Below are 26,072 nucleotides of genomic sequence, written 5' to 3' on the forward strand. Positions count from 1 at the left end.
GATGCGACCGGGGTGGATCCCTCTTGACGGCCTCGATGTCGGAGGGGCGGCATACGCTGGAGGTATGCAACCCACGCGCAGTGTCCGTCCTTTCGAGGTCATCAGCGAGTATGAGCCCGCGGGCGATCAGCCGAAGGCCATCGCCGACCTGGCGGCGCGCATCAACGCGGGAGAGACCGACGTCGTGCTGCTCGGCGCGACCGGTACCGGAAAGTCCGCGACGACGGCGTGGTTGGTCGAGCAGGTGCAGCGCCCGACGCTCGTTCTCGCACACAACAAGACGCTCGCCGCACAGCTCGCGAACGAGTTCCGCGAGCTCATGCCGAACAACGCCGTCGAGTACTTCGTGTCGTACTACGACTACTACCAGCCCGAGGCCTACGTGCCCCAGACCGACACCTTCATCGAGAAGGACTCCTCGATCAACTCCGAGGTCGAGCGACTGCGCCACTCCACGACGAACTCGCTGCTGAGCCGCCGCGACGTCATCGTCGTCTCGACCGTGTCCTGCATCTACGGACTCGGGGCTCCCGAAGAGTACCTGCGCGCCATGGTCGCCCTTCAGGTGGGGGAGCGCTACGACCGTGACGCCCTCATCCGCCAGTTCATCGCGATGCAGTACAACCGCAATGACGTCGACTTCTCGCGAGGCAACTTCCGGGTGCGCGGCGACACCATCGAGATCATCCCCGTCTACGAAGAGCATGCGATCCGCATCGAGCTGTTCGGCGACGAGATCGAGGCTCTGTATTCGCTCCACCCGCTCACAGGAGAGGTCATCGAGAAGCTCGACGCCGTGCCGATCTTCCCCGCCTCGCACTACGTGGCCGGCACCGATGTCATCCAGCGTTCGATCGGCACCATCGAGACCGAGCTGGAAGAGCGCCTGGCCGAGTTCGAGCGGCAGGGGAAGCTCCTCGAGGCGCAGCGTCTGCGCATGCGCACCACTTTCGACCTCGAGATGCTGCAGCAGTTGGGCTTCTGCTCCGGCATCGAGAACTACTCGCGCCATATGGATGGACGCGCGCCCGGCGAGCCGCCGCACACCCTGCTCGACTTCTTCCCCGACGACTTCCTGCTGGTGATCGACGAGTCGCACGTGACCGTCCCGCAGATCGGTGCGATGTACGAGGGCGATGCATCGCGCAAGCGCACACTCGTCGACCACGGGTTCCGGCTGCCGAGCGCCATGGACAACCGCCCGCTGCGCTGGGACGAATTCAAGAACCGCATCGGTCAGACCGTCTACCTGTCCGCCACTCCCGGCAAGTACGAGATGGGCATCGCCGATGGCATCGTCGAGCAGATCATCCGCCCGACCGGTCTCGTCGACCCGGAGATCGTGGTGAAGCCGTCGAAGGGGCAGATCGACGACCTGCTCGAGGAGATCAGGGTACGGGTCGAGCGCGACGAGCGCGTCCTCGTCACGACTCTCACCAAGAAGATGGCTGAGGAGCTCACCGACTTCCTCGGTGAGCACGGGGTGCGGGTGCGCTATCTGCATTCCGATGTCGACACCCTGCGCCGCGTCGAGCTGCTCAGCGAGCTGCGCGCCGGCGTGTACGACGTCCTCGTGGGCATCAACCTCCTGCGTGAGGGACTCGACCTTCCCGAGGTCTCCCTCGTCGCGATCCTCGACGCCGACAAGGAGGGGTTCCTGCGTTCGGGGACCTCGCTGATCCAGACCATCGGTCGTGCGGCCCGAAACGTGTCCGGCGAGGTGCACATGTACGCCGACAAGATGACCGACTCGATGACGAAGGCGATCGAGGAGACCGACCGGCGTCGCGAGAAGCAGGTCGCGTACAACAAAGAGCACGGCATCGACCCGCAGCCGCTCCGCAAGCGCATCGCCGACATCACCGAGGTGCTGGCGCGTGAGGGCGCCGACACGGCAGAGATGTTGTCCGGTCGCGGTCGCGCCACCGGCAAGGGCAAGTCGCCCACGCCGAACCTGCGCCGCACGGGTATCGCGGCCGAGGGGGCGCAGCAGCTCGAAGCCACGATCCAGGATCTGTCCGATCAGATGCTCGCGGCAGCGGCCGAGTTGAAGTTCGAGCTCGCCGGGCGCCTGCGTGACGAAGTGCAGGACCTCAAGAAAGAGCTCCGTGCCATGGAGCGCGCCGGGCACGCGTAGGAGGCGGGCTGATGGACGCTGCGGGGAACGAACTTGCCGATCGGGTGCGTGCGTTGCTGGGCGTGGACACCGAGATCGAAGAGCGTCGGATGTTCGGTACCAGGGCGTTCCTCGACGACGGCCGCATCCTCGTCGGCGCGCGTCCGGGTGGCGTCCTTCTGGTGCGCGTCGATGACGAGAACGGTGCCGCGCTGCTCACGGAGCCCGGAGCAGCGCGGGCCGTCATGGGTGCGCGCACGATGAGCTCCGGCTGGCTCGACGTGGCTGCCGGGGCCATCGAGGACGACACCGCGCTCATGTTCTGGCTCGACGTCGCTCGGGAGTCGACGGGTTCGGCGAACGAGGCTCCAGAGGAGAACTGACGCGACGGGCGGGACCGTCGCCAAGGTCGAGGCTGCTACGGGCAGTGCACCAGGGTCTTCGGCCCGGTGCGGTCGATCTCGTGCTCCGTCATCGGTGCGCCGCAGAGAGGGCAGGCGCGCTCGGCGCGCTCTGCGGCGCTCGGGGGCGGAGTCTTCTCGTAGGGACCGACGGATGCGGGTCCCGCGAACCGGATGAGGTTCGTGTTCACCCAGGAATACAGCCCTCCGGCGTCGCGGATGCGAGTACGGAGGGGCGGGCGATCGGAATCCTGTGCCATGTTCATTAGTGTACTAACTATTAGTGCAGATGTATAGTCTCCCTTGTGACAGCATCCGATGACCTGCTCCGGCTCGAGAACCAGCTCTGCTTCGCCCTGGTGACCGCGGCGCGCAATGTCGTCGCCCTGTACCGTCCCATCCTCGAGCCGCTGGGCCTGACTCATCCCCAATACCTCGTCATGCTGGCACTGTGGGAGCGGTCGCCGCGGACTCTCAACGACCTGGCGATCGATCTCGCCATGGAGCCGGCGACGGCTTCGCCGCTCGTGAAGAGGCTGGAGACGGAGGGGCTGGTCGTGCGTCAGCGCAGCAGCGAGGACGAGCGGCGCCTGGAGATCACGCTCACGCCGGCGGGAACGGCGTTGCGTGACCGGGCGGTCGACGTTCCGCACCAGGTCATGGCGGCGGTCGGCATGGGCGTCGACGAGATCGCGGCGCTTCGGGACGGTCTCGGACCTTTCGCGGGGCGTCGTCCTGACCTGGGCTGACGCGTCGTGCGCCCACGGCTCGCGGGAATCGACGACCACGAGGTGGGGGAGCAGCCCCCTAGGGTGGAGGCATGTCGCGCCCCGAGCCCTCGATCCCGGTGCGGGAGCGTGCCGGGACAGACCGGCCGCGGGGGCTTCTGCTCCCGCTGATCGCGATAGCCGGCTTCTTCGCGACGATCATGTTCGCTGCCTCGGCACAGGGCCTTCCGCAGTTCGGAGGATGGTTCACCGCTACCGAGGAACGGGCAGGTGACGACGTCCTGCCGACGGCGCCGACGGAGACCGCGCCACCGCCGTTCGATCCCCCTGAGGATTCGCCGTTGCTCGCGATCATCGGCTACGTCCTCGCGGCGGTCGTCGTCGCCGTCGTGCTCGCGATGGTGTACCTCGGTCTTCGACTCCTGATCCGCTACCTCGTGGGTCTCTGGCGTGACCGTCCGCTCGCGCGTCGCGAGGCGGCGCGGGTCGATGCCCGGGTCGTCATCGCACCCGCGGCCCACGCCGAACCGGACGAGGCGACGATCCAGCGTGGAATCGCGGAGGCGCTGAGGACGATCGACGGTCGGCCTCTGCCCGGCGACAGCATCGTGGCGGCGTGGGTGGGCCTGGAGGAATCGGCGGCGGATGCCGGCGCCGGCCGCGGCGTCAACGAGACGCCGTCGGAGTTCACCGTTCGCATTATCGGCCGACGCGCGGGGATCGCCGACGATGTCGTCGCCCTGCTGGGCCTCTACGAACAGGTGCGCTTCGGCGGGCACGACGCCGACGAGCGCGATCGGGCCCGAGCCGCCGACTGCCTCCGCGGCATCCAGAAGGGCTGGCGATGAAGAGACGGATCCTGGTCCTGGGCGTCGGTGCCGCCGTCGCTGTGATCGTCCTGCTCCTGCTCGGCCAGGTGGGCTTTCCGGTTCCGTTCGTCCTCGCCTGGATGATCCTCGCCATCGCGGTGGTGTGCGCCTGCCGACAGGAGTTCATCGAGGTCGGGCCTGTCTGGCCCCCCGAGAAGCCGAGCCGCAAGACGCGCGGCTCGGAAGTATCCCGCATGGCCTGGGCGATCAACACGCGCACGGGAGTCGCCGGGCACGTCGTCGTGAGCCGGGTGCAGAGCGTGTTGAGAAGACGACTCGCCCTGCGTGGACTCGACCTCGACGATCCCACGCATCACGCGCGCATCGACGCGCTGCTCGGCGGGGGAGTGCGCGACGCCCTGCACGGTCGTGAAGTGCGGAGCACCGACATCGAGATCGTGCTCGACGCGATCGAACGAATCCCGAATGACACGGAGGAGACCGGATGAGCAGCCAGGAGACCACGCAGATCGCCGCCACGGGGCGTCGAGTGCTCGACAGCGTACGCGGCGCCGTCGTCGGGATGGACGAGCCCCTCACGATCGCCCTCGCTGCGATCCTCGCGGGTGGCCACGTGCTCTTCGAAGACGTTCCGGGGTTGGGGAAGACTCTCGCGGCGAGGAGCCTGGCGTCCGCGCTCGGCCTCGGTTTCCGTCGCCTGCAGTGCACGCCGGACATGCTCCCGGGCGACGTCACCGGCTCCTACGTGTATGCACCGGCCTCCGGTGAGTTCGTGTTCCGACCCGGCCCCATCTTCACCGGCCTGCTCCTGGCCGATGAGGTGAACCGCACCACTCCCAAGACCCAGTCGGCGATGTTGGAGGCGATGGCCGAGCATCAGGTCACCGTCGAGGGCAACAGCTTCGCCCTACCGCATCCGTTCCACGTAATCGCGACCTCGAATCCGATCGAGTACGAGGGCACGTACGCGCTTCCCGAGGCGCAGCTCGACCGGTTCATGGTGCGGCTCGCCGTCGGATACCCCGGGCCGGACGATGAGACGCGCATCATCCTCGACCGCGTACGCCGACAGAGCCCCGATGCGTTCGTCGATCCGGTCATCGACGAACGGGGGCTCCTCGCGATCCAGGCAGCCGTCGAGAGGATCCACGTCGATGCCGATGTCGCCCGGTACTGCGTGGAGCTCACGAGGTCGACGCGGGATGCGACGCATGTCGCGGTCGGCGCCTCGCCGCGCGGATCGCAGGCTCTCGTCCTGCTCGGCCGCGCACTCGCGGCCCTGGACGGTCGCGATTACGTGCGGCCGGACGACATCAAGCGCATCGCGGAACCCGTGCTCGCGCACCGGCTGACCCTGACGCCGCAGGCCTGGGCGCAAGGAGTGGATCCCCGGTCCGTCGTGGCGACGGTGGTCGAGGCCACGCCGGTGCCGCCGACCGTGGCCGCGGTGCGATGACCGAGCAGGTCCGTGTCACGGCACGTGCCCCCGTGCACTGGAGTCGGACGCCCGTGATCGCGATCGGACTCGCCGGCTCGACGATCCTCGCTGCCGTGGGGCTCGTCTTCTCGCGACCCGACGTGATCGGCATCGGGCTTCCGCTCGCGCTCGCGACGGCATGGATGCTGCTGCGTCGGCCCGGTGACGATGTGCTGTCGATCGAGCTGCGTGCACGCCCGGAGCGCTCGGACGGCTCATCGGAGGTCATCGCCGCGGCAGATGCGGTCCTCGACGGCGACTGGCTCCAGATCGCGGTCGATCAGGAGGAGCAGCGGTCGGGGGTCGCCGACGTGAAGGTCGGGAGCTCCGTCCTCACGTCGCGCAACCGCCTGCAGCACTCCGGTCCTCTGGAGCTGCTCGGAGTGACCGTGCGCGGGGTCGCTCTCGACGGCGCGTGGGTCACCGAGGCTGCTCCTCGCGTCGCACTGGAGTGGAATACACCGCCGCGGCATGTCCGGATCGGGCGTCTCCCGGTCGCGCCGCGATTGAGGGGTCTGCACGGTGCCCATGAGGGATCGCGGCCCGGCCATGGCGGAGACTTCCGCGACATCCATCCGTTCGCCCCCGGCGACGAACTGCGCCGCGTCGACTGGCGGGCGACCGCGCGCGCCGCTCGCCGACCGGGTGAACTGCTCGTGCGACGCACTGCCACCCTCAGCGATTCCTCGGTGGTGATCGCGGTCGACACCGCGGAGGATCTCGGGACCGTCGTCGCCGCCTGGGGAGCGGACGATGCCGACCGGGCAGGCGTCACCTCGCTGGACCTCGCGCGGGAGGCCGCGCTGTCCATCGCCACCGCGGCGGTCGGCGTCGGTGATCGGGTGGCGTACCACGCGCTGTCGCCCGGAGGTCTCAGCCTTCCCTCCGGTGGAGGTGCACGTCATCTCGCGCGGGTGCGGGACGTGATCGCGGCGACGGGTCAGAGTGACGAGGACTCCCGGTACCGCCGGTCGCCGGTCGTGCCTGCGGGATCCATCGTCTTCGTGCTCTCCACGTTCTTCGACGGTGTCGCCGCCCAGCTCGCCATCCGTTGGCGGGCGGCGGGGCACGCCGTGGTCGCCGTCGACGTGCTCCCGGCTCCGGACGAGAGCCGGCTCAGCCGTGAGCAGCGCATCGCGCTCCGGACCCTGCTCGCGGAACGCGCGGACATCCTCGTCGAGCTCCGGCATGCCGGCGTAGAGGTCGTCGCGTGGACGGATCAGGACGTCGACGTCGCGATGCGGCTCGCGGCGCTCCGTCAGCAGCGGATGCGGACGGTGCGGCGGTGAAACGCGGTCTCCGTTCGTTCCGGGTGCGGGCGGCTGTGCCCGGCGTCACGGTGCGGCTCCTGCTCGTCGCGATGGTATGGGCAGGGGCGGTCGTGCTCGTTCCATTCCCGTTGTGGCAGGGCGTGGCGGTGATCGCCGCGGTCCTCGCTGTCGTGCTCCCGCGGTCCCTGGCGGCGTGGTTCGCGGCGGCGTGCCTGGTGTTCGGAGTCCTCCTGACCCCACCCGATCCGGGACGCACAGCCCTCGCCGTCCTGCTCGTCCACGCGATCCACGTGCTCGCATCGTTGAGCCTCGTGATCCCGATCTCCTCGCGTGTCGCCCTCGCCGTCCTGGGGCCGAGCCTGTCGCGCTTCTGCATCATCCAGCTGCTGGCGCAGCCCGTCGTCCTCGCGGCCTGGTTGCTGGCGCCGTCGAACGTCGAGCAGGGGATCACGGCGCTCGCCCCGCTCGCCGCAGTGATGCTCGTGCTCGGTGTCGGGCTGGCGCTGAGAGCCGTCCGGAGCTCGGATGTGCCGCGGCCGGCACGATCGGCGGGAGAGGAATCGGTCGCCGAGCGTCCTCGCGGAGCCAATGTCCGTGGCCCCTCGTAGACTTGTTCGGTGCCCATCGTCCCCGTTGCCTCCTCCGGAAAACTCAGTGTCCGCGGTGCCCGCGTCCACAACCTCAAGAACGTCGACATCGACATTCCCCGCGACTCCCTCGTCGTGTTCACCGGCCTGTCCGGATCGGGGAAGTCCAGCCTCGCGTTCGACACGATCTTCGCCGAGGGGCAGCGTCGCTACGTCGAATCGCTGAGCGCGTACGCGCGCCAGTTCCTCGGCCAGGTCGACCGACCGGACGTCGATTTCATCGAGGGCCTCAGCCCTGCCGTCTCGATCGACCAGAAGTCGACCAACCGGAACCCGCGATCGACCGTCGGCACGATCACCGAGATCTACGACTACATGCGCCTGCTCTGGGCGCGTATCGGTATTCCGCACTGTCCTGAATGCGGCGAACGCATCCAGCGTCAGACGGTGCAGCAGATCGCCGATCAGTTGATGGAGCTCCCCGAGCGCACGCGCTATCAGGTCGTCGCGCCGATCGTCTCGCAGAAGAAGGGCGAGTTCGTCGACCTGTTCCGCGAGCTCGGTGCCAAGGGATACTCGAGGGCCATCGTCGACGGCGACCTCATCCAGCTCGCCGAGCCGCCCACGCTGAAGAAGAGCTACAAGCACGACATCGCGGTGGTGGTCGACCGTCTGGTCGCGTCCGACGACATCCTCGGGCGCGTCACCGACTCAGTCGAGACCGCGCTCGGGCTCGCGGGCGGCGTGGTGCAGATCAACTACGTCGACGGCGAGGGCGACGACGCGTGGCAGACGTTCTCCGAGAAGCTGGCCTGCCCGAACGGGCACGCCCTCACTCTCACCGAGATCGAACCGCGCACGTTCTCGTTCAATGCGCCGTTCGGCGCCTGCCCTGCATGCTCGGGGCTCGGCACGCGCATGTCCGTCGACGTCGATCTGATGCTCGGCGACGAAGACCTCTCGATCCGCGAGGGCGTCATCATCCCGTGGACGACTCAGGGAAAGGGCCTGTTCCAGTACTACGAGCGTCTGCTCGAAGGTCTTTCCAATGATCTCGACTTCTCCTTGGACACCCCCTGGCGCGAACTCCACTCCGACGTGCAGAACGCCGTGCTGCGCGGCGAGAACTACAAGGTCTCCGTCAAGTGGAAGAACCGCTACGGCCGCGAGATGCGATACACCTCCGGTTTCGAGGGTGTGGTTCCGTACATCGAGCGGCAGTACCTGCAAGCCGAGTCCGACAACCAGCGCAACCGCTGGGGTGAGTACCTCCGCGAGGTGCCCTGCCCCGTGTGCGATGGCAACCGGCTCAAGCCCGAGGTCCTGGCCGTGCAGGTGCACGGTCATTCCATCGCCGAGGTCTCGCATCTCAGCCTCGCCGACGCGCGCGCTTTCATGGAGACCCTCACCCTCACCGACCGTGAAGCGAAGATCGCGGCCCAGGTGCTGCGCGAGATCCGCCTCCGCCTCGACTTCCTTCTGCAGGTCGGTCTCTCGTACCTGAACCTCAGTCGTTCGGCGGGCTCCCTCTCCGGTGGAGAGGCGCAGCGCATCCGGCTGGCGACGCAGATCGGCTCGGGGCTGACCGGCGTGCTCTACGTGCTCGATGAACCGTCGATCGGACTGCACCAGCGCGACAACCGCCGCCTGATCGAGACGCTGCTCACCCTGCGCGACCTCGGCAACACCCTGATCGTGGTGGAGCACGATGAAGAGACCATCGAGGCAGCGGACTGGGTCGTCGACATCGGTCCCGGTGCCGGAGTCAACGGTGGCGAGGTCGTGCATTCGGGCCCGTATTCGGCGCTGCTCAATGACAGCGCATCGATGACGGGGGAGTACCTCTCCGGTCGCCGCGAGATCCCGATGCCGACGAAGCGGCGGAAGATCGACAAGAAGCGGATGCTCAGTGTGGTCGGGGCCCGTGCGAACAACCTCCGCAACGTCACCGCCGACTTCCCGCTCGGCGTCCTGACCGCGGTCACGGGGGTCAGCGGCTCCGGCAAGTCGTCGCTCGTCAACGACATCCTCTACCAGGTGCTGGCGTCGCGCTTGAACGGTGCACGCACCGTTCCCGGCAAGCACACGCGGGTGACCGGGCTCGACAACCTCGACAAGGTCGTGCACGTCGATCAGGCACCGATCGGCCGCACCCCGCGATCGAACCCGGCCACCTACACGGGGGTGTTCGACCGTATCCGCACGCTTTTCAGTGAGACACCGGAAGCGAAGGTCCGTGGATACCAGCCCGGCCGATTCAGTTTCAACGTCAAGGGCGGCCGATGCGAGGCATGTTCCGGTGACGGCACGATCAAGATCGAGATGAACTTCCTGCCCGACGTGTACGTCGACTGCGAGGTCTGCCACGGCAAGCGTTACAACCGCGACACGCTCGCCGTGCACTACAAGGGCAAGAACATCGCCGAAGTGCTCGAGATGCCGATCGAGGAGGCAGCCGATTTCTTCGAGCCCATCCAGGCGATCCACCGCTACATGAAGACGCTCGTCGACGTCGGGCTCGGGTACGTGCGGCTGGGCCAGTCGGCGACGACGCTCTCCGGCGGCGAGGCGCAGCGCGTCAAGCTGGCGACCGAGCTCCAGCGTCGCAGCAACGGGCGCAGCATCTACGTGCTCGATGAGCCGACCACGGGTCTGCACTTCGAAGACGTCCGCAAGCTCCTCGAGGTGCTCAACGGCCTGGTCGACAAGGGCAACACGGTGATCGTCATCGAGCACAACCTCGACGTGATCAAGTCGGCGGACTGGGTGATCGACCTCGGACCTGAAGGCGGTTCCGGCGGTGGCCAGATCGTCGCCACGGGTACCCCGGAGCAGATCGCCCGCGTCGAGGCGAGCCACACCGGGCTGTTCCTCGGCGAGATCCTGGGTGAGGGGCGCTCCGCGCGGAAGGCCAGCTGATGGCCGATGTGCTGTCGTACAAGCCGAGGCCGGGGGAGATTCCCACCGACCCCGGCGTGTACCGCTTCCGCGACTCTGCCGGCCGTGTGCTCTATGTGGGCAAGGCGAAGAACCTGCGTCAGCGTCTGTCGAACTACTTCGCACCTTTGCGCACGCTGCATGAGCGCACCCGTCGTATGGTCACCACCGCCTCGTCCGTCGAGTGGACGGTGGTCCCCACCGATGTCGATTCGCTGCAGCTCGAATACATGTGGATCAAGGAGTTCGATCCGCCCTTCAACGTGCGTTACAAGGACGACAAGTCCTACCCGTTCATGGCCGTGACTCTCGCGGACGAAGCACCCCGAGTGATCGTCACCCGCAACCGCAAGATCCCCGGCGCACGGTACTTCGGTCCGTTCCCGAAGGTCTGGGCGGTGCACGAGACCATCGACCTGATGATCAAGGTCTTCCCGATCCGCACGTGCAGCGACTCCAGCTACCGGCGTGCCATGCAGACAGGCCGTCCGTGCTTTCCCGGGCAGATCGGCAAGTGCGGGGGCCCCTGCTCGATGACAGTGAGCATCGAGGAGCACCGTGCCATGGTCGACGACTTCGTCGCCTTCATGGCAGGTGGCGATGAGCGTTTCACCCGCGAGCTCACGAAACGGATGCTGGCGGCATCCGCGGCGATGGACTATGAAGCAGCGGCCAAGTACCGTGACAAGCTCTCGGCGATCGAAGCCGTGCTGGGCAAGAGCGCACTGGTCCTCCCCAGCGACGAGGACGCCGATCTGTTCGGGATCGCGGAAGACGAACTCGCCGCCGCAGTCCAGCACTTCGTGATCCGTGGCGGCAGGGTGCGTGGTGTGCGCGCCCTGACCATCGAGAAGGAGATCGACATCTCCAGCGGCGAGCTCGTCGAGCAGGTGCTGCAGCAGGCCTACGGAGAGGCGCAGGACGTTCCGCGTCGGATCCTGGTTCCGACACTGCCCGATGACGCCGCGGAGCTCGAGGTGTGGCTGCGTGAGCGCCGCGGCAAGAAGGTCGAGATCGCGGTCGCGCAGCGCGGCCAGCGTGCCGACCTCATGCGCACCGCCACGCTCAACGCGCAGCAGGCACTGATCCGGCACAAGACGCGACGCACCACCGACTATGTCGCTCGAACCCAGGCGCTGACCGACCTGCAGGAGGCGCTCGGCATGGACGAAGCACCGCTGCGCATCGAGTGCTTCGACATCTCCCACCTCGGTGGCACGAATGTCGTCGCGTCGATGGTGGTGTTCGAAGACGGGCTTCCCCGTAAAGACCAGTACCGGTCGTTCAACATCGCCGAGACGACCGACGACACCGATTCCATGTACCAGGTGCTCCGTCGCCGTCTGGCCTACCTCGATCGTCCCGAAGAGCCCGAGGCCATCGACCCGACGACCGACGAGGTCGTGGCGGAAGACGTCGGGGAGGCGACGGTGCGACGCAAGCCCCGATTCGCCTATCCGCCGCAGCTGCTCCTCGTCGATGGGGGACAGCCGCAGGTGGAGGCCGCGGCCCGAGCGCTCCGCGACGCCGGACACACCGAGATCGCGGTCTGCGGCATCGCCAAGCGTCTCGAGGAGGTCTGGCTCCCCGGCGAGGACTTCCCCGTGATCCTGCCCCGCACGAGCGAAGCCCTGTACCTTCTGCAGCGCCTGCGCGACGAGGCGCACCGGTTCGCGATCACGCATCAGCGCAAGAGGCGGCGCAACGACATCGGCTCGGTGCTCGCCGAGGTACCGGGACTCGGGGCCTCCCGCATCAAGGTGCTGCTCAAGCACTTCGGTTCGGTGACCGCTCTCCGCGCCGCCGAGCCGGAACAGATCGAAGAAGTCCAGGGAATCGGTCCCGTGCTCGCTCAGAACATCCACACGCACCTGTCCACTCGCTAGGCTGGAGGCCGAGGGGGAGAGGGAGCACTGAGCAATGACTGACGGGGAGAAGGGCGAGTTCCTCATCGTCACGGGAATGTCCGGCGCAGGTCGGACGACGGTGGCGAACGCACTCGAGGATCTCGGCTGGTACGTCGTCGACAACCTGCCTCCGCAGATCCTGCGTCCGCTGCTCGATCTGACCGATATGGGCGGCACTGCTCTGCCGAAGGTCGCGGCGGTCGTCGATGTGCGCGGACGCAACCTCTTCGACGACTTTCCCGGCGTGGCGCGCGCACTGCGCTCCCGCGGTTCCGTTCGCGTGCTCTTCCTCGACGCGTCCGACGACGTCCTGGTACGTCGGTTCGAGTCCGTGCGGAGACCGCACCCGCTGCAGGGCGAAGGTACCCTGCTCGACGGCATCCGCATCGAGCGAGCCCGGCTCGCGCCGATCCGGGAAGCAGCCGACCTGGTGATCGACACGTCGACGCTCAACATCCACCAGCTCGCCACCCAGGTCTCCGACATCTTCTCCGAGGAGGGGGAGGCGCGACACCGGGTCACGTTGCTCAGCTTCGGGTTCAAGTACGGGCTGCCGACGGATGTCGACATCGTCGCGGACATGCGATTCCTGCCGAACCCGTTCTGGAACGAGGAGCTACGGGGCCTGACGGGGCAGGACGAGACTGTTCGCGAGTACGTGCTCTCCCGGGATGGCGCGATGGAATTCCTGGACGCCTACTCCGCGGCGCTGGTGCCGGTGCTCGAGGGATATCAGCGCGAGAACAAGAGTCACTCGACGATCGCGATCGGCTGCACGGGGGGAAAGCACCGCTCCGTCGCCATGTCGGAGGAGCTGTCGCGCCGCCTCGCCGCGATCCCAGGCGTCGCCGTGAACGTCCGTCACCGGGACCTGGGCCGAGAGTAGCGGGCCGTCCGGCCGAGTAAGCTGGACGTTTGCGTCGCGATCCGGCGCGTGAACGTGAAGGAGTGTCGTGGCACTAACCACCGACGTCAAGGCCGAGCTGGTCAGCATCCGCAATGCACCCCCGACGGTGCGAGTCGCGGAAGTGACCGCCATCCTCCGGTTCGCCGGTGGTCTGCATTCGATCGCCGGTCGCGTGGCCGTGGAGGCCGAGGTCGACGCGGAGACCCTTGCACGCCGCGTCGCTCGTGACCTCGCCGAGATCTACGGTGTGCGACCCGAGATCGCCCAGGTCCAGTCGAGCACCGCGAACGATGGCGCACGCTGGGCGGTGCGCGTGATCGCGCAGGGGGAGACCCTCGCCCGTCAGACCGGGCTGCTCGACCAGCGTCGGCGCCCCGTGCGCGGATTGCCCAACAGGCTCACCACCGGCTCGCGGGCCGAGGTCGCCGGACTGTGGCGCGGTGCCTTCCTCGCCGCAGGATCCCTGAGCGAGCCCGGACGCTCGGCCATGCTCGAGGTCGTCTGCCCCTCGTCGGAGGCCGCGATGGCCCTCGTCGGTGCGGCGCACCGCCTTGGAGTCGCCGCCAAGGCGCGCGAGGTGCGCGGGATGCCCCGCGTGGTCGTGCGCGAGGGCGAGGCGATCCGCACCATCCTCAACGAGATGGGTGCACAGAAGACCGCCATCGCGTGGGAGGAGCTCCGCCAGCGCCGTGAGGTGCGTGCCGGCGTCAACCGTCTCGTGAACTTCGACGACGCGAACCTCCGCCGTTCCGCACAGGCCGCTGTCGCGGCGTGCGCACGTGTCGAGCGCGCACTGGAGATCCTGGCCGACGAAGTCCCCGATCATCTCAAGGTGGCCGGCGAACTCCGTCTGGCGCACCGCGACGCCAGCCTCGACGAGCTCGGCCACCACGCCGACCCGCCCCTGACGAAGGATGCCGTCGCCGGCCGCATCCGCCGTCTGCTCGCGATGGCCGACAAGCGCGCGCAGCAGGAGGGCATCCCCGGAACGGAAGCCGCGGTCCCCGTCGGACTCGACGTCTGATCCGCCTCTCGACCAAGACCCGCCGACCGGCACCCGGACGGCGGGTCTTTCGTCATACGACGGAAGGATCGGGGGCGCCGCCGCGTTGTCGTCAGTAGGATGAATCACGTCCGCTCTACGCCGCACATCGGCGGCGCGGAGGATCGGCAAGCGCCGCGGCGCGGCGCGGATTGGATGAAAGCGATATGGCGACCTACACGCTCCCCGACCTTCCCTACGACTTCGCAGCCCTGGAGCCGCACATCAGCGGCAAGATCATGGAGCTGCACCACGACAAGCACCACCAGGCCTACGTGACGGGTGCGAACACCGCGCTCGACCAGCTCGCCGAGGCGCGCGAGAGCGGAAACCTCGCGAACGTCAACAAGCTCGAGAAGGACCTCGCCTTCAACCTCGGCGGTCACGTCAACCACTCGATCTTCTGGACGAACCTGTCGCCGAACGGCGGCGGTCAGCCCGAGGGTGAGCTGAAGGCGGCGATCGACGAGTACTTCGGCTCGTTCGAGAAGTTCCAGGCGCACTTCACGGCAGCGGCGACCGGCATCCAGGGATCCGGGTGGGCGGTCCTCAGCTGGGATTCGATCGGCTCGCGTCTGATCATCCAGCAGCTGTTCGACCAGCAGTCGAACACCGCGCAGGGCACGATCCCGCTGTTCCAGCTCGACATGTGGGAGCACGCCTTCTACCTCGACTACCTCAACGTGAAGGCCGACTACGTCAAGGCCGCGTGGAACATCGCGAACTGGGAGAACGTCGCCCAGCGCCTCGACGTCGCCCGCAAGCAGACGAACGGCCTGCTGGTACTGTCGTAATCGGGTCGCGTCCCGACGGGCCACGGCTCGTCGGGACGCCCTCTCAGCCAAAAAACCCCGCGCTTCACGCGTGCTGGAAAGCAGCGTGCAGTGCACGAGAAACAGGGAGACCTGAGTGTCTGTCAAGATCGGTATCAACGGCTTCGGCCGCATCGGACGCAACTACTTCCGCGCGGCTCTCGCGCAGGGAGCGGACCTTGAGATCGTCGCCGTCAACGACCTCACCGACAACAAGACCCTGGCGCACCTGCTGAAGTACGACTCGGTGGGCGGCGTCCTCGACGCCGAGATCAGCTACGACGATGAGAGCATCACCGTCAACGGCAAGACGATCAAGGCGTTCGCCGAGCGCGACCCCGCCAACCTCCCCTGGGGTGAGCTGGGCGTCGACATCGTCATCGAGTCCACCGGCTTCTTCACCAAGGCTGAACTCGCCAAGAAGCACATCGAGGCCGGCGCGAAGAAGGTCCTCATCTCGGCCCCGGGCACCGGTGTCGACGGCACGTTCGTCATGGGCGTGAACGAGGACACGTACAACCCGGAGACCGATCACATCATCTCCAACGCCTCCTGCACGACGAACTGCCTCGCGCCGCTCGCCCAGGTCTTCAACGACGCTTTCGGCATCGACCGCGGCTTCATGATGACGGCTCACGCGTACACCGCGGACCAGAACCTGCAGGACGGCCCGCACAGCGACCTGCGTCGTGCACGTGCTGCCGCGATCAACATCACGCCGGCGTCGACCGGTGCTGCCAAGGCCATCGGCGAGGTGCTCCCGGAGCTGCAGGGCAAGCTCAGCGGCTCGTCGTACCGCGTTCCGGTTCCGACCGGCTCGATCGTCGACCTCACCCTCATCACCGACCGTGAGAACCTGACGGTCGACGAGGTCAACGAGGCGTACAAGAAGGCCGCTGCCGAGGGTCGCCTCGCCGGCTACCTCCAGTACAACGAGGACCCGATCGTCTCGAGCGACATCGTGCACAACCCGCACTCGTCGATCTTCGACTCGACGCTCACCAACGTGAGCGGCAACCTGATCAAGGTCTCCAGCTGGTACGACAACGAGTGGGGCTACTCCAACCGTCTCGTCGACCTGACCGAGTACGTGGCCGAGCGCCTCTAAGCTCAGACACATGACTCTGCGCACCCTGGACACTCTGGGGTCGCTCGAGGGCAAGCGCGTCATCGTCCGTTGTGATCTCAACGTCCCCCTGCGGGACGGGATCATCACGGACGATGGCCGTGTCCGCGCCTCGTTGCCGACCCTCAACGCACTCATCAATGCGGGCGCCCGCGTCGTCGTGTGCTCTCACCTCGGGCGGCCGGACGGCGCGCCCGACCCGAAGTACAGCCTGGAGCCGGTGGCCCAGCGCCTGTCCGAGCTGCTCGGTGCCCCGGTCGCGTTCGCACGCGACACGGTCGGCGAGTCGGCGAAGGACGCCGTGGAGTCCCTCGAGGACGGCGGAGTCGTCGTCATCGAGAACCTGCGGTTCAACCCGGGGGAGACCTCGAAGGACGACGCCACCCGTGCGGCTTTCGCGGCCGAACTCGCGGAGCTCGGCGATGTGCTGGTCTCCGATGGGTTCGGGGTCGTGCACCGCAAGCAGGCGAGCGTCTACGAGCTCGCCGAGCTGCTCCCGTCCGCGGCCGGTCTGCTGATCGCGACCGAACTCGACGTGCTCGACCGTCTGACCGAGAATCCCGAGCGTCCGTACGCGGTCGTGCTCGGCGGCTCCAAGGTCAGCGACAAGCTCGGCGTCATCTCGCACCTGCTGCCGCGCGTCGACAAGATCCTCGTCGGCGGCGGCATGCTGTTCACCTTCCTCAAGGCACAGGGTCACGCCGTGGCGTCGAGCCTGCTGGAAGAGGACCAGCTCGAGACCGTTCGCGGCTACATCGCGGAGGCGGCGGAGCGTGGCGTGGAGCTCGTGCTCCCCACCGACGTCGTCGTCGCCGCATCCTTCGGCGCCGATGCCGCGCACGAAGTCGCTGCAGCCGATGCGATCGAGTCCACGCCGTTCGGTGCCTCCGGCATCGGCCTCGACATCGGCCCGGAGACGGCGGCACGTTTCGCCGAGGTCATCCGCGAGTCGAAGACCGTGTTCTGGAACGGCCCGATGGGCGTGTTCGAGTTCCCGGCGTTCGCGGCGGGTACCAAGACCGTGGCGCAGGCGCTCACCGAGGTCGACGGCCTCAGCGTCGTCGGCGGTGGCGACTCCGCGGCAGCCGTGCGGCAGCTGGGCTTCTCCGACGACCAGTTCGGTCACATCTCGACCGGCGGCGGCGCGAGCCTCGAATTCCTCGAGGGCAAGAAACTACCTGGGCTGGAGGTCCTCGGATGGGCGTGAACTCCCGTACCCCGCTGATCGCGGGAAACTGGAAGATGAATCTCGACCACCTGCAGGCGGTCGCGTTCGTGCAGAAGCTGCACTGGACGTTGAAGGACGCGAAGCACGAAGACGGATCGGTCGAGGTGGCGGTCTTCCCGCCGTTCACGGACATCCGCAGCGTGCAGACGCTCATCGACGCGGACAAGATCCCGTTCGCGCTCGGAGCGCAGGACGTCTCGGCACACGACTCCGGTGCGTACACCGGTGAGGTGTCGGGGGCATTCTTGGCGAAGCTCGACGCGAAGTACGTCATCATCGGTCACTCCGAACGCCGTGAGTACCACTCCGAGGGCGACGACATCGTGGCTGCCAAGGTGAAGGCCTCGCTCAAGCACGGACTCGTCCCGGTGATCTGCGTCGGCGAGACAGCGGGAGACCTCGAGAAGTTCGGCGCCAGTGCGGTCCCGGTGTCCCAGCTCGAGGCCGCGCTCGAGGGCGTCTCGCCGAAGGCGGACATCGTCGTGGCATACGAGCCCGTGTGGGCGATCGGCTCCGGCCAGGCAGCGACCCCGCAGCAGGCGCAGGATGTCTGCGCCGCACTGCGAGCCGTCATCGCGAAGGTCCTGGGCGACGAAGCGGCTGCGCGCACGCGCATCCTCTACGGCGGCTCGGTGAAGTCGGGCAACATCGCCAGCTTCATGCGCGAACCCGATGTGGACGGCGCTCTGGTCGGCGGGGCGAGCCTCGTCGTGGACGAGTTCGCCGCGATCATCCGCTTCGAGAAGCACGTCGGCGTGTGAGTGCAGCGGGGCTTCGGCCCCGCTGCACCGTATACTTGACCGTTACGGGGGCGCTCCGGCCCCAGCGAAAGGCTCTTTCTCGTGGCAATTCTCGAGTTCGTCCTGCAGGTCGTGCTGGGCATCACCAGCGTTCTGCTGACCCTCCTCATCCTCTTGCACAAAGGCCGCGGCGGTGGCCTGTCCGACATGTTCGGTGGAGGCATGACCTCAGCGGTCGGCTCTTCCGGGCTCGCGGAGCGGAACCTGAACCGCTTCACCGTCGTCCTGGCTCTGACGTGGTTCGTCTCCATCGTCGCGCTGGGCCTCATCACGAAATTCGAGGTCATCTGATGGCTACCGGTGGAAACGCGATCCGCGGCACCCGTGTCGGCTCGGGCCCCATGGGCGAGCAGGACCACGGTTATCACGCCGACCGCATCGCAGTCTCGTACTGGGACGGTCTCGGCAACGAGACCGTGCGCTACTTCGCCGCCGGTCTCCCCGAAGAGGAGATCCCGGAAACGATCGATCACCCGCAATCGGGTCTTCCTGCCGGCCGCGACAAGGAGAATCCTCCTGCGCTCGCGAAGGCGGAGCCGTACAAGACGCACCTCGCCTACGTGAAGGAGCGTCGTACCGACGAGGAAGCCGTCCAGCTTCTGGACGACGCGCTCACGCAGCTGCGCGAGCGCCGGGGCCAGTGACCTCGGTCTGACCATCGAAGAAGCCGCCGCGAGTCATCGCGGCGGCTTCTTCCGTACCCTGACACCGTCTTCAGCGGCAGCCCGCTGCGGCGTCGATGTAGTTCTGCGGGGGATAGCCGTACGCCCACACCCCGTTGGCGTCGTCGGTGTAGCCCATGCTGATGGCCCACGCGGTCGCCCACTTCTCGATGCTGTCCTGGGTGGACGAGTCGTACATGCTCTGGCACTTCACGCTGATCGCGTGCCCCACCTCATGGGCGACGAGCGCCTTGCTCCGTGTCGAGGGCCACTGCTCCGCGACCGAGTTCGAGAGCTCGATCGTCGCGCGCCCGGATTCTCCCCACCACCAGGTGGTGTACCCGCCCATGCTGCCGTTGTAGCCGGCCCCGCTCACGACCGGCGACCAGTCGAAGTCGAGGAGCACGCCGGGAGCGAGGGACCGCGCGAAGGCCTCGATCTCGAGCCGCGCGTTCAACAGCGGGCCCGACTTCTCCGCCAGTTCCTCGCCCTCGGTGGCGACGACCCGCGCGGCCGCGTCCTGCAGGGAGACGTAGGCGGTCGCCGCATCCTCATCCACCATCGTCGCGGCGATTGCTTCGGCGGCCGCGTCGCGCAGGGCGATCACGGCCTCGTTGCGGGCGGAGAGGTGCGCGGCCTCGAACGCCGGAGCGGCCGCACCGGCGGCGTTGATCACGGCCAACCCACTCTCCACCACAGCCTCCTGCGTGTCTGCCGTCTCCGCGGAGGCGACAGCGAGCTCATCGGACAGCACGTCGAGATCGTGCCGTCGCTGTTCCAGCTCCGACGTGGCGCCGAACAGTTCCCAGAACCAGCCCGGTTTCGTGCCCACCCCGGCGATCTCGGTCGCGACCACGGCGTCGGCCTCGGAGGCGGCGGTGGTGCCGTCGGCGAGCGCTGAGGCGAGCCCCGCCTGGACCTCCTCGGGCACCGCGATCGGCTGGTTTCCTCGGGCGAGGATCTGTTCCGCCGCCCCGGTGACCGCACGGAGGCCCGCGATCTCCTCACGGACCTGCGTCTTCGTGGTCGACGTGGCCTCGGCGGTGCTCCCGTATCGCGACAGCGCGTTGTCGTACCCGAGGTTCGCCGTCACCTGAGCGAGTGCCAGCCCTGCGATCACGGCCGCTCCGCCGAGCAGTCCGAGGACCACGCCCGTGTGCTTCTTCCGTCGCGGCGATGAAGCAGCAGTGGGGGGACCGGCGGAGAGCAGGACGGGCAGCACGTGCCCGCCCGGGAGCGGCGCCGTGCCTGTCGCGGTCTGGAAAGGGGGCCGGTCGGTCACGTCGTGCCCATTCGATGATGCCTTCCGGTCGGAGACTGCGTGCAGCGATGCTGACAGCGTATTCGACGGGCGGACGCGAGCCGGAGAAGGTCACGGGGAATGCGAGAAGGCCCCCACCGATGGTGGGAGCCTTCTCGAGCGGAGGGGCTGACGGGAATCGAACCCGCATCATTAGTTTGGAAGACTAAGGCTTTACCACTAAGCTACAGCCCCGGATCCGGACCTTCGGAAAGGTTCGGTACCGACTCATCGACTATACCGGACTCTGGCGCATGCTCCGGTCCGTTAGACTCGGTGGGGCTGAATCCGCGTGCGGATTCCCCGGGGCGTAGCTCAGTTTGGTAGAGCGCCCGCTTTGGGAGCGGGAGGTCGCAGGTTCAACTCCTGTCGCCCCGACACAGCCCCCACGGACCTTACAGCCGCGAATCGAAGCGGAAATCACAAGGAGAACACACCAGCATGGCGAACAGCACCGTCGAGAAGCTGACCCCGACCCGGGTCAAGCTCACCATCACGGTCACCCCGGAAGACCTCAAGCCCAGCATCGCTCACGCGTACGAGCACATCGCTCAGGACGTGCAGATCCCCGGCTTCCGCAAGGGCAAGGTCCCGGCTCCGATCATCGACCAGCGCATCGGTCGTGGCGCCGTCATCGAGCACGCCGTCAACGAGGGCCTGGACAAGTTCTTCCGCGAGGCGACGGTCGAGCACAAGCTGCGCGTCGTCGGTCGCCCGGCTGCCGACATCACGCAGTGGCCGAACGAGAAGGATTTCTCGGGTGACCTGCTCGTCGACATCGAGGTGGATGTCCGCCCCGAGATCGAGCTGCCCTCCTACGACGGCATCACCGTGACGGTCGACGCCGTCGAGGCCGATGACGCCGCGCTCGACGCCGAGCTCGACAACATGCGCGCGCGCTTCGGCACGCTGGTCCCGGTCGACCGTCCGGCCGCCGAGGGCGACTTCGTCGAGCTCGACCTCGTCGCCACGATCGACGGTGCCGAGATCGACCGCGCCGAGGGCGTCTCCTACGAGATCGGCTCCGGCGAGCTGCTCGAGGGCATCGACGACGCGATCGAGTCGCTCACCGCCGGTGAGGACACCACCTTCCGCTCCGCTCTCGTCGGTGGCGACCACGCCGGCTCCGAGGCCGAGGTCTCCGTGACCGTCAAGGCCGTCAAGGAGCGCGAGCTCCCCGAGGCCGACGACGACTTCGCGCAGATCGCGAGCGAGTTCGACACGATCGCCGAGCTCCGCGAGAGCCTGGCCGAGCGCGTCGCTCAGCAGGGCGTCTTCACGCAGGGTTCCGCCGCGCGCGACAAGCTCGTCGAGGTGCTGCTCGAGCAGATCGAGATCCCCGTTCCGCCGCAGCTCATCGAGGACGAGGTGCACAACCACCTCGAAGGCGAAGGCCGTCTCGAGGACGAGGTGCACCGCGCCGAGGTCACCGAGGCGAGCGAGAAGCAGTTCCGCACGCAGGTGCTCCTCGACACGATCGCCGAGCAGGCCGATGTGCAGGTCTCGCAGGAAGAGCTCAGCCAGTACCTCATCCAGTCGGCTGCGCAGTACGGCATGGCTCCGCAGGAGTTCGTCGAGGCGCTGCAGTCCTCGAACCAGCTCCCGGCGCTCGTCGGAGAGGTCGCGCGCAACAAGGCCCTCGCGATCGCGCTCGGCAAGGTGAAGGTCGTCGACAGCAATGGCAAGGCCGTCGATCTGTCCGACTTCATCGTCACCGACGACGAGGCGGAGTCCACCGACGCCGAGTCCACCGACGCCGAGGAGAAGCCGGCCAAGAAGGCTCCGGCCAAGAAGCCCGCCGCCAAGAAGGCTCCGGTCAAGAAGGCCGATGACGCTGACGAGGCCGAGAAGCCGGCTGCCAAGAAGCCCGCCGCCAAGAAGGCTCCGGCTGAGAAGGCTCCGGCCAAGAAGGCTCCGGCCAAGAAGGCGGCCGACAAGGCCGAGTGATCGGACACGATCCAGTGAAGAGGGCGGGTGCTGCGGCATCCGCCCTCTTTTCCATCCAGGGAGGGCAATCATGAAGACGTGGGATGAGCGCATCGACGAGGTGTGGGACGACGCGACGGGTGAGGAGGTCGGTGACGACACCATCGCCCGCATCGACGCCCTCGCCGCCGAGCGCGGAGCAGGTGACGCCCGCGCCGAGTTCGAACGCGCGGGCGCGCGGGATTCCGCGGGAAGGCCCGCGGAAGCCATCGTTCTGTATCGGCGCGCGCTGGCATTGGGGTTGGATGCTGAGCATCGCCCGCAATGCGTGATCCAGATGGCGAGCTCGCTGCGGAATCTGGGCGAATACGACGAGGCCCTCGCCGTGATCCGCGCCGAGGAGCAGCTGTCGGCCGACGGTCCCTACCGTGACGCCATCGCGTGCGTGCACGCCCTCATCCTCGCAAGCGCGGGGCGACCGGCGCAGGGTCTCTCGGTGGCGCTGCTCGCCCTGGTCCCGCATCTGCCGCGCTACCACCGGTCGATGACGGCGTATGCCCGCGAGATCGCGGACGCCGACACCTGATATGCCGACGGCGAACACGGCCTGGGTGCCGCGTTGTCGCCGGTAGATTCGAATCACTGAAACACGGAATCAGGAGCTGACATGGCTGCAGAACCCCTCCTCGCAACGAGCGTCTTCGACAGGTTGCTGAAGGACCGCATCATCTGGCTGGGGTCGGAGGTGCGCGACGAGAACGCGAACGAGATCTGCGCGAAGATCCTTCTTCTCGCCGCAGAAGACTCCGAGCGAGACATCTACCTCTACGTGAACTCGCCCGGCGGTTCGATCACCGCGGGCATGGCGATCTACGACACGATGCAGTTCGTGCCGAACGACATCGTCACGGTCGGCATCGGAATGGCCGCATCGATGGGTCAGCTGCTGCTGACCGCCGGCACCAAGGGCAAGCGCTACATCACGCCCAACGCCCGGGTGCTGCTGCACCAGCCGCACGGCGGCTTCGGCGGCACGTCGAGCGACATCCAGACCCAGGCGCAGCTCATCATGTCGATGAAGAACCGCCTCGCGGAGATCACGGCGGCGCAGACCGGCAAGTCGGTCGAGCAGATCAACGCCGATGGTGACCGCGACCGCTGGTTCACCGCCGAGGAAGCGCTCGAGTACGGCTTCGTCGACCACATCCGCGAATCGGCCTCCGACGTCATCGGCGGCGGCGGAACCGACCAGGACACCGAGTAACGGAAAGCGAAAGGACGCTCATGTACACACCCACCTTCCGCTCAGCCGGTGACCTGCCTTCCAGCCGCTACGTGCTCCCGCAGTTCGAGGAGCGCACCGCCTACGGATTCAAGCGCCAGGACCCGTACAACAAGCTGTTCGAAGACCGCGTGATCTTCCTCGGCGTGCAGGTCGATGACGCGTCGGCCGACGATGTCATGGCGCAGCTCCTCGTCCTGGAGAGCCAGGATGCCGAGCGCGACATCACCATGTACATCAACTCGCCCGGTGGTTCGTTCACCGCGATGACGGCGATCTACGACACGATGCAGTACGTCGCACCGCAGATCCAGACCGTCGTGCTCGGCCAGGCGGCCTCCGCTGCGGCCGTGCTGCTCGCGGCCGGCGCGCCGGGCAAGCGCCTCGCGCTCCCGAACGCCCGCGTGCTGATCCACCAGCCCGCGATGGGCGAGGCGGGCCACGGCCAGGCCTCCGACATCGAGATCCAGGCCGCGGAGATCCTCCGCATGCGGACCTGGCTCGAGGAGACCCTCGCCGGCCACACGAAGCGCACGCCGGAGCAGGTGAACCGCGACATCGATCGCGACAACATCCTCTCCGCCGCACAGGCACTGGAGTACGGCATCGTCGACCAGGTCCTCACGACGCGCAAGCGCGTCTGACCCGATCGATCCCGAAGGGCGTCCGTCATCACGACGGGCGCCCTTCGTCGTGCCCGGCGGATGTGCAGAGCCCCCACGCTCGATTGCGCATATGAGCATCATGATGCGCGAACGCTGATGAGGGCCTACTCTGGGAGAGGAAGGAGGATGCCGTGGAAGAAGATCTGCTCATGGTTCGCGTCGCCGAGCTGTACTACGACGAGGACAAGACCCAGGACGAGATCGGCGGACTCCTCAAGATCTCCCGCTGGAAGGTCGGCCGCCTGCTGACGCAGGCTCGCGAACGCGGCATCGTGCGCATCGAGATCGTGCATCCCCGCGCCCGCAGGCTCGGCCTCGAGCGGCTTCTGGTCGACCGATTCGGACTGACGGACGCCGTCGTCGTGCCGGCCCCGGAAGGCGATGACGGCACGCTCGAGCGGGTGGCGCAGGCCGCCGCCGACTTCCTGACCGCACTGCGGCCGGTGCCCCGCACACTCGGGGTGAGCTGGGGGCGCACGCTCCGCGCCGTCGCCGAGGCGCTCCCGGATGGATGGGCGAACGGCGTGACGGTCGTGCAGCTCAACGGGGGAGTGAGCCTGAATCGGCGCTCCGGCGGGGCGGCAGGCCTCGCTGTCACGATCGCTCAGCGCGCGTCTGGCCAGGTCTCGCTGCTGCCGAGCCCGGCCATCCTCGAGCGTGTGGAGACGAAGCAGGCGATCGAGTCCGACCGCACCGTCGCTGCCGTGCTCGAAGAAGCAGCGGAGGCGCAGGCATTCCTGTTCACCGCAGGGCCGTGCGACGCTTCATCCGCGCACGTCGAGAACGGCTACCTCAGCGCTGAGGACGTGGAAGAGCTCGCGCGTCGCGGCGCCGTCGGAGACGTTCTCGGCCGCTACGTCGACGCCGAGGGGAACATCGTCGATTCGCAGCTCGATGCGCGAACGGTCGGCGTCTCGCTCGATCGTCTGCGCGGAGCCGCCCGCGCGATCTTCGTCACGGCGGGCCCCGCCAAGCACGACATCGCACGAACCGTGGTCACCAGCGGCCTGTGCGGCGTTCTGGTGACCGATGAGACCACAGCACGAGCATTGTTGGAGGAACAGTGACGACCAAAGAACTCAGCCGCAGGACGGCGGTGGACGTTCTGGGCGGAGAGCCCGACGACGCCACCCTCCGACGTTTCCTGCACGGACTCCCCGGTGTGGATGCCGTCGGTCTCGAGCAGCGCGCTGCCGGGCTCGGCACCCGCTCCATCAAGACCACCTCGAAGGCGTGGGCCCTCGACACGATCATCAAGCTGATCGACCTCACGACGCTCGAGGGTGCGGACACCCCTGGCAAGGTGCGCTCGCTCGTCGCCAAGGCGAAGACCCCCGACGCCGCAGACCCCTCGACTCCACGGGTCGCCGCGGTCTGCGTCTATGGCGACATGGTCGGCGACGCCGTCGTCGCGCTCGGCGGCCTGCACGGCGACCCCGACGACGGAATGATCTCCGTCGCCGCGGTGGCCACGGCGTTCCCGAGCGGGCGCTCGTCTCTCGCGATCAAGCTCGCCGACACCGCTGAGGCGGTCGCCGCCGGAGCCGACGAGATCGACATGGTCATCGACCGTGGGGCTTTCCTCTCCGGCCGCTACGGCCTCGTGTTCGACCAGATCGCCCAGGTCAAGGAAGCATGCCGTCGCGAGGACGGTTCATACGCCTCGCTCAAGGTGATCCTGGAGACCGGCGAGCTGAACACCTACGACAACATCAAGCGCGCCTCGTGGCTGGGCATCCTGGCGGGAGGGGACTTCATCAAGACCTCGACCGGAAAGGTGCAGCCCGCCGCGACGCTTCCGACGACTCTTCTCATGCTGGAGACCGTGCGTGACTGGCACCGCGGCACCGGCGAGAAGATCGGCGTGAAGCCGGCCGGTGGCATCCGCTCCTCGAAGGACGCGGTGAAGTACCTGGTGACCGTCGCCGAGACGGTGGGCGAGGAGTGGTTGCAGCCGCACCTCTTCCGGTTCGGCGCATCCAGCCTCCTCAACGATGTGCTCCTGCAGCGTCAGAAGCTCAGCTCCGGCCACTACTCGGGCCCCGACTACGTCACGATCGACTGACGG

At 67.5% G+C, this 26,072-nt stretch carries 26 protein-coding genes and 2 tRNA genes; 25 read left to right on the forward strand and 3 right to left on the reverse strand.

Going from position 1 to position 26,072, the window contains the following annotated elements:
* Positions 1-64: 64 nt before the first annotated feature.
* Both uvrB and ABDC25_RS07150 read left to right on the forward strand, forming a co-directional pair.
* On the forward strand, positions 65-2,137 hold the full coding sequence (uvrB, locus tag ABDC25_RS07145) for an excinuclease ABC subunit UvrB (protein WP_021201530.1): 2,073 nt from the start codon (positions 65-67) through the stop codon (positions 2,135-2,137).
* Positions 2,138-2,148: 11 nt separating this feature from the next.
* Positions 2,149-2,499 (forward strand): TfoX/Sxy family protein, encoded by a 351-nt coding sequence (locus tag ABDC25_RS07150; RefSeq protein ID WP_021201529.1) that lies wholly within the window; start codon positions 2,149-2,151, stop codon positions 2,497-2,499.
* A gap of 35 nt (positions 2,500-2,534) precedes the next feature.
* Here ABDC25_RS07150 and ABDC25_RS07155 read toward each other — a convergent pair whose 3' ends face one another.
* A complete protein-coding gene (locus tag ABDC25_RS07155) occupies positions 2,535-2,777 on the reverse strand; it encodes a hypothetical protein (RefSeq protein WP_172889137.1) in 243 nt (80 codons plus the stop codon).
* 45 nt (positions 2,778-2,822) lie between these two features.
* Between ABDC25_RS07155 and ABDC25_RS07160 the strand changes: the two genes are divergently transcribed.
* The 16 genes from ABDC25_RS07160 (at position 2,823) to ABDC25_RS07235 (ending at position 18,813) form a co-directional block, all read left to right on the forward strand.
* Positions 2,823-3,266 (forward strand): MarR family transcriptional regulator, encoded by a 444-nt coding sequence (locus ABDC25_RS07160; RefSeq protein WP_021201527.1) that lies wholly within the window; start codon positions 2,823-2,825, stop codon positions 3,264-3,266.
* Positions 3,267-3,337: 71 nt separating this feature from the next.
* Positions 3,338-4,093 carry a DUF4129 domain-containing protein gene (locus tag ABDC25_RS07165; RefSeq protein WP_347125600.1) on the forward strand — a complete coding sequence of 252 codons (756 nt, stop codon included), beginning with the start codon at positions 3,338-3,340 and terminating at the stop codon, positions 4,091-4,093.
* Positions 4,090-4,563, forward strand: coding sequence for a hypothetical protein (locus tag ABDC25_RS07170; RefSeq protein WP_347125601.1), 474 nt, complete (start codon positions 4,090-4,092; stop codon positions 4,561-4,563). Before ABDC25_RS07165 ends, ABDC25_RS07170 begins: the two co-directional genes overlap by 4 nt.
* The gene (locus ABDC25_RS07175; protein WP_347125604.1) at positions 4,560-5,531 is read left to right on the forward strand and encodes a MoxR family ATPase; all 972 of its coding nucleotides are present in this window, start codon (positions 4,560-4,562) and stop codon (positions 5,529-5,531) included. The genes ABDC25_RS07170 and ABDC25_RS07175 overlap by 4 nt, the downstream gene beginning before the upstream one ends.
* Entirely contained in the window at positions 5,528-6,841 is a 1,314-nt protein-coding gene (locus ABDC25_RS07180; RefSeq protein ID WP_347125606.1) for a DUF58 domain-containing protein, read from the forward strand. Before ABDC25_RS07175 ends, ABDC25_RS07180 begins: the two co-directional genes overlap by 4 nt.
* Positions 6,838-7,431: a hypothetical protein gene (locus tag ABDC25_RS07185; RefSeq protein ID WP_167253904.1), complete on the forward strand. Its 594-nt coding sequence runs from the start codon at positions 6,838-6,840 to the stop codon at positions 7,429-7,431. Before ABDC25_RS07180 ends, ABDC25_RS07185 begins: the two co-directional genes overlap by 4 nt.
* A gap of 9 nt (positions 7,432-7,440) precedes the next feature.
* On the forward strand, positions 7,441-10,329 hold the full coding sequence (gene uvrA, locus ABDC25_RS07190; protein WP_021201521.1) for an excinuclease ABC subunit UvrA: 2,889 nt from the start codon (positions 7,441-7,443) through the stop codon (positions 10,327-10,329).
* Positions 10,329-12,233 (forward strand): excinuclease ABC subunit UvrC, encoded by a 1,905-nt coding sequence (gene uvrC / locus ABDC25_RS07195; RefSeq protein ID WP_167253906.1) that lies wholly within the window; start codon positions 10,329-10,331, stop codon positions 12,231-12,233. Before uvrA ends, uvrC begins: the two co-directional genes overlap by 1 nt.
* Positions 12,234-12,267: 34 nt before the next feature.
* Positions 12,268-13,140, forward strand: a complete 873-nt coding sequence (gene rapZ, locus ABDC25_RS07200; protein ID WP_021201519.1) for an RNase adapter RapZ — start codon at positions 12,268-12,270, stop codon at positions 13,138-13,140.
* 67 nt (positions 13,141-13,207) lie between these two features.
* Positions 13,208-14,185, forward strand: a complete 978-nt coding sequence (gene whiA / locus ABDC25_RS07205) for a DNA-binding protein WhiA (RefSeq protein ID WP_017830285.1) — start codon at positions 13,208-13,210, stop codon at positions 14,183-14,185.
* Between the two features lie 185 nt (positions 14,186-14,370).
* The gene (locus tag ABDC25_RS07210) at positions 14,371-14,997 is read left to right on the forward strand and encodes a superoxide dismutase (RefSeq protein ID WP_297558171.1); all 627 of its coding nucleotides are present in this window, start codon (positions 14,371-14,373) and stop codon (positions 14,995-14,997) included.
* A 115-nt stretch (positions 14,998-15,112) separates the two neighbouring features.
* On the forward strand, positions 15,113-16,123 hold the full coding sequence (gene gap / locus ABDC25_RS07215) for a type I glyceraldehyde-3-phosphate dehydrogenase (RefSeq protein ID WP_021201517.1): 1,011 nt from the start codon (positions 15,113-15,115) through the stop codon (positions 16,121-16,123).
* A gap of 10 nt (positions 16,124-16,133) precedes the next feature.
* Complete coding sequence (locus ABDC25_RS07220) at positions 16,134-17,348, forward strand: phosphoglycerate kinase (RefSeq protein WP_021201516.1); 1,215 nt, start codon at positions 16,134-16,136, stop codon at positions 17,346-17,348.
* Entirely contained in the window at positions 17,339-18,130 is a 792-nt protein-coding gene (gene tpiA / locus ABDC25_RS07225; protein WP_021201515.1) for a triose-phosphate isomerase, read from the forward strand. The genes ABDC25_RS07220 and tpiA overlap by 10 nt, the downstream gene beginning before the upstream one ends.
* An 81-nt stretch (positions 18,131-18,211) precedes the next feature.
* Positions 18,212-18,460 (forward strand): preprotein translocase subunit SecG, encoded by a 249-nt coding sequence (secG, locus tag ABDC25_RS07230; RefSeq protein WP_017202783.1) that lies wholly within the window; start codon positions 18,212-18,214, stop codon positions 18,458-18,460.
* Positions 18,460-18,813 (forward strand): RNA polymerase-binding protein RbpA, encoded by a 354-nt coding sequence (locus ABDC25_RS07235; protein ID WP_017830291.1) that lies wholly within the window; start codon positions 18,460-18,462, stop codon positions 18,811-18,813. Before secG ends, ABDC25_RS07235 begins: the two co-directional genes overlap by 1 nt.
* 70 nt (positions 18,814-18,883) lie before the next feature.
* Here the strand turns inward: ABDC25_RS07235 and ABDC25_RS07240 are convergent, their stop codons facing one another.
* Both ABDC25_RS07240 and ABDC25_RS07245 read right to left on the reverse strand, forming a co-directional pair.
* Positions 18,884-20,113, reverse strand: a complete 1,230-nt coding sequence (locus ABDC25_RS07240) for a hypothetical protein (protein WP_021201514.1) — start codon at positions 20,111-20,113, stop codon at positions 18,884-18,886.
* 142 nt (positions 20,114-20,255) lie between these two features.
* A tRNA-Gly gene (locus tag ABDC25_RS07245) sits at positions 20,256-20,326 on the reverse strand.
* Between the two features lie 109 nt (positions 20,327-20,435).
* Between ABDC25_RS07245 and ABDC25_RS07250 the strand changes: the two genes are divergently transcribed.
* From ABDC25_RS07250 to deoC, 7 genes are all read left to right on the forward strand, one after another.
* Positions 20,436-20,509 (forward strand) — tRNA-Pro (locus ABDC25_RS07250).
* Between the two features lie 63 nt (positions 20,510-20,572).
* Entirely contained in the window at positions 20,573-22,078 is a 1,506-nt protein-coding gene (gene tig, locus ABDC25_RS07255; RefSeq protein WP_347125612.1) for a trigger factor, read from the forward strand.
* A 70-nt stretch (positions 22,079-22,148) separates the two neighbouring features.
* Positions 22,149-22,643 (forward strand): tetratricopeptide repeat protein, encoded by a 495-nt coding sequence (locus ABDC25_RS07260; RefSeq protein WP_021201512.1) that lies wholly within the window; start codon positions 22,149-22,151, stop codon positions 22,641-22,643.
* 81 nt (positions 22,644-22,724) lie between these two features.
* Positions 22,725-23,321 carry an ATP-dependent Clp protease proteolytic subunit gene (locus ABDC25_RS07265; RefSeq protein ID WP_017830295.1) on the forward strand — a complete coding sequence of 199 codons (597 nt, stop codon included), beginning with the start codon at positions 22,725-22,727 and terminating at the stop codon, positions 23,319-23,321.
* 20 nt (positions 23,322-23,341) lie between these two features.
* Positions 23,342-23,983, forward strand: a complete 642-nt coding sequence (locus tag ABDC25_RS07270; protein WP_021201511.1) for an ATP-dependent Clp protease proteolytic subunit — start codon at positions 23,342-23,344, stop codon at positions 23,981-23,983.
* A 152-nt stretch (positions 23,984-24,135) separates the two neighbouring features.
* Entirely contained in the window at positions 24,136-25,071 is a 936-nt protein-coding gene (locus tag ABDC25_RS07275) for a sugar-binding domain-containing protein (protein ID WP_021201510.1), read from the forward strand.
* Positions 25,068-26,069 (forward strand): deoxyribose-phosphate aldolase, encoded by a 1,002-nt coding sequence (gene deoC / locus ABDC25_RS07280; RefSeq protein WP_021201509.1) that lies wholly within the window; start codon positions 25,068-25,070, stop codon positions 26,067-26,069. The genes ABDC25_RS07275 and deoC overlap by 4 nt, the downstream gene beginning before the upstream one ends.
* The last annotated feature ends 3 nt before the right edge of the window (positions 26,070-26,072 follow it).

This window comes from Microbacterium sp. SY138, assembly GCF_039729145.1.
GTDB classification, from domain to species: Bacteria; Actinomycetota; Actinomycetes; order Actinomycetales; family Microbacteriaceae; genus Microbacterium; species Microbacterium maritypicum_A.

What these genes read in the sequence shown, in the direction of transcription:
- ABDC25_RS07180 (WP_347125606.1), top strand. Translation starts at nt 5,528, where the DNA reads ATGACCGAGCAGGTCCGTGTCACGGCACGTGCCCCCGTGCACTGGAGT.
- ABDC25_RS07165 (WP_347125600.1), top strand. Translation starts at nt 3,338, where the DNA reads ATGTCGCGCCCCGAGCCCTCGATCCCGGTGCGGGAGCGTGCCGGGACA.
- ABDC25_RS07260 (WP_021201512.1), top strand. Translation starts at nt 22,149, where the DNA reads ATGAAGACGTGGGATGAGCGCATCGACGAGGTGTGGGACGACGCGACG.
- uvrB (WP_021201530.1), top strand. Translation starts at nt 65, where the DNA reads ATGCAACCCACGCGCAGTGTCCGTCCTTTCGAGGTCATCAGCGAGTAT.
- ABDC25_RS07155 (WP_172889137.1), bottom strand. Translation starts at nt 2,777, where the DNA reads ATGGCACAGGATTCCGATCGCCCGCCCCTCCGTACTCGCATCCGCGAC.
- ABDC25_RS07210 (WP_297558171.1), top strand. Translation starts at nt 14,371, where the DNA reads ATGGCGACCTACACGCTCCCCGACCTTCCCTACGACTTCGCAGCCCTG.
- tpiA (WP_021201515.1), top strand. Translation starts at nt 17,339, where the DNA reads ATGGGCGTGAACTCCCGTACCCCGCTGATCGCGGGAAACTGGAAGATG.
- uvrC (WP_167253906.1), top strand. Translation starts at nt 10,329, where the DNA reads ATGGCCGATGTGCTGTCGTACAAGCCGAGGCCGGGGGAGATTCCCACC.
- ABDC25_RS07235 (WP_017830291.1), top strand. Translation starts at nt 18,460, where the DNA reads ATGGCTACCGGTGGAAACGCGATCCGCGGCACCCGTGTCGGCTCGGGC.
- ABDC25_RS07265 (WP_017830295.1), top strand. Translation starts at nt 22,725, where the DNA reads ATGGCTGCAGAACCCCTCCTCGCAACGAGCGTCTTCGACAGGTTGCTG.
- ABDC25_RS07175 (WP_347125604.1), top strand. Translation starts at nt 4,560, where the DNA reads ATGAGCAGCCAGGAGACCACGCAGATCGCCGCCACGGGGCGTCGAGTG.
- rapZ (WP_021201519.1), top strand. Translation starts at nt 12,268, where the DNA reads ATGACTGACGGGGAGAAGGGCGAGTTCCTCATCGTCACGGGAATGTCC.
- tig (WP_347125612.1), top strand. Translation starts at nt 20,573, where the DNA reads ATGGCGAACAGCACCGTCGAGAAGCTGACCCCGACCCGGGTCAAGCTC.
- ABDC25_RS07170 (WP_347125601.1), top strand. Translation starts at nt 4,090, where the DNA reads ATGAAGAGACGGATCCTGGTCCTGGGCGTCGGTGCCGCCGTCGCTGTG.
- ABDC25_RS07150 (WP_021201529.1), top strand. Translation starts at nt 2,149, where the DNA reads ATGGACGCTGCGGGGAACGAACTTGCCGATCGGGTGCGTGCGTTGCTG.
- ABDC25_RS07220 (WP_021201516.1), top strand. Translation starts at nt 16,134, where the DNA reads ATGACTCTGCGCACCCTGGACACTCTGGGGTCGCTCGAGGGCAAGCGC.
- ABDC25_RS07270 (WP_021201511.1), top strand. Translation starts at nt 23,342, where the DNA reads ATGTACACACCCACCTTCCGCTCAGCCGGTGACCTGCCTTCCAGCCGC.